The sequence below is a fragment of the Pseudoflavonifractor sp. 524-17 genome (assembly GCF_009935845.1).
Taxonomy (GTDB): Bacteria; Bacillota; Clostridia; order Oscillospirales; family Oscillospiraceae; genus Pseudoflavonifractor_A.
The window spans coordinates 1-1373 of the sequence record NZ_QWEK01000124.1; the positions used below are offsets into that span (position 1 = coordinate 1).

3 protein-coding genes and 1 pseudogene are annotated in these 1373 nt (G+C 59.7%); all 4 read left to right on the forward strand.

Annotation, left to right across the window (positions count from 1 at the left end):
• A partial coding sequence (locus tag D1159_RS18860) for a DUF6017 domain-containing protein (RefSeq protein WP_243152409.1) occupies positions 1–440 on the forward strand: 440 nt, incomplete at its 5' end.
• Between the two features lie 16 nt (positions 441–456).
• Positions 457–669 carry a DUF5348 domain-containing protein gene (locus tag D1159_RS18865; protein WP_016316787.1) on the forward strand — a complete coding sequence of 71 codons (213 nt, stop codon included), beginning with the start codon at positions 457–459 and terminating at the stop codon, positions 667–669.
• Positions 670–744: 75 nt separating this feature from the next.
• Entirely contained in the window at positions 745–1215 is a 471-nt protein-coding gene (locus D1159_RS18870) for a PcfB family protein (protein ID WP_161847120.1), read from the forward strand.
• Positions 1212–1373 (forward strand): annotated as a pseudogene (locus D1159_RS19930) (conjugal transfer protein TraG); the annotation flags it as partial. The gene D1159_RS18870 and the pseudogene D1159_RS19930, both read left to right, overlap by 4 nt.

Sequence of the window (1373 nt, forward strand, 5' to 3'; positions counted from 1 at the left end):
CCCTTTCGCCCCCTCCCGCTGGGGCTGTTGCGGCTTCGCCGCCGGAAAGGAACGGAACGGAAGCGGCCACACAGAGCGCCGTTGAGATTTATCGGGAGATCATCAAGGAGAATATCGAGTACGACCACCTCCTGCACCACTCCAAGATCGACCGGGAGGAATTGGACGGCATCGTGGAATTGCTGGTGGAAACCGTCTGTACGGCCCGCAAGACAATCCGTGTCGCCGGTGACGACTACCCCGCCGAGCTGGTAAAGGCCAAGCTGCTGAAACTGAACAGCGGCCACATTGAGTTCGTCATGGACTGTATGCGGGAGAACTCCACGAAAATCCGCAACATCAAGAAATACCTGCTGGCGGTGCTGTTCAACGCCCCCAGCACCATGGGAAGCTACTATACCGCCCTCGTCGCCCACGATATGGCGGAGGGCAAAATCTGACAAAGGAGTCCCGACTATGAAACAGGGCGCATTGATCTTCGACGAGCGGACAGACCGCTACGACATCCGCTTTGACCTGGCCGACTACTACGGCGGTCTGCACTGTGGACAGTGCTTCGACGTGATGGTGGGCGGCAGGTGGAAGCCCACCCGCATTGAGTACGCCGCCGACTGGTATCTGGTAGGCATCCGGGCCGACGACCTGAACGGCCTGCGGGTGCGTATCTGATGCGAATTTACCTGCGGCGGCTGGTGGTTCCACCGTAGCCGCCCTTTTCGACTTCTGGCAAAGGAGGTATGACGCTTGCAGGAGGAAGTCACTCAAAAGACCATCGCATTATCCATGAGAACCGGGAAGCTGACGGCCCAAGTGCTGCAAATGGCCCTGAAAAAGTTTTTGGAGGCCCAGAAGCACGGCCCCAAGCTCCATCAGGGCCAGCAGAGCCTAAAGCAGTTGAAGCAGCACGGGGCGGCGCTGTCCAACATCGAGATCACCGACGCCAATATCGCCGCTTTCAAGCCCTGCGCCAAGAAATACGGCGTGGACTTCGCCTTGCGGAAGGACAAGACCACCCAGCCGCCCCACTACATCGTGATCTTCAAGAGCCGGGACGCGGACAATCTGGAACAGGCTTTCAAGGAGTTCACCGCCAAGAAGCTGTTGCGGGAGGCCAAGCCCTCCATCCGCAAGGCGCTGTCTGTCCTGCGGGAAGCGGCTGGCCGGAATGTCCAGAGGGCCAAGGAGAAGATCAGGGAAAGGGGGATGGAGCGGTGAAGCCTGACCTGAAAAAGCTGATAATCACCAACCTGCCCTATCTGCTGTTCGTGTGGCTGTTCGGCAAGATGGGCGAGGCGTGGCGGCTGGCGGCGGGGGCGGACGCCTCCCAAAAGATGCTCCACTTCATGGACAGCCTGGCGGCGGCGTTCGCCAAC

What these genes read in the sequence shown, in the direction of transcription:
- D1159_RS18865 (WP_016316787.1), top strand. Translation starts at nt 457, where the DNA reads ATGAAACAGGGCGCATTGATCTTCGACGAGCGGACAGACCGCTACGAC.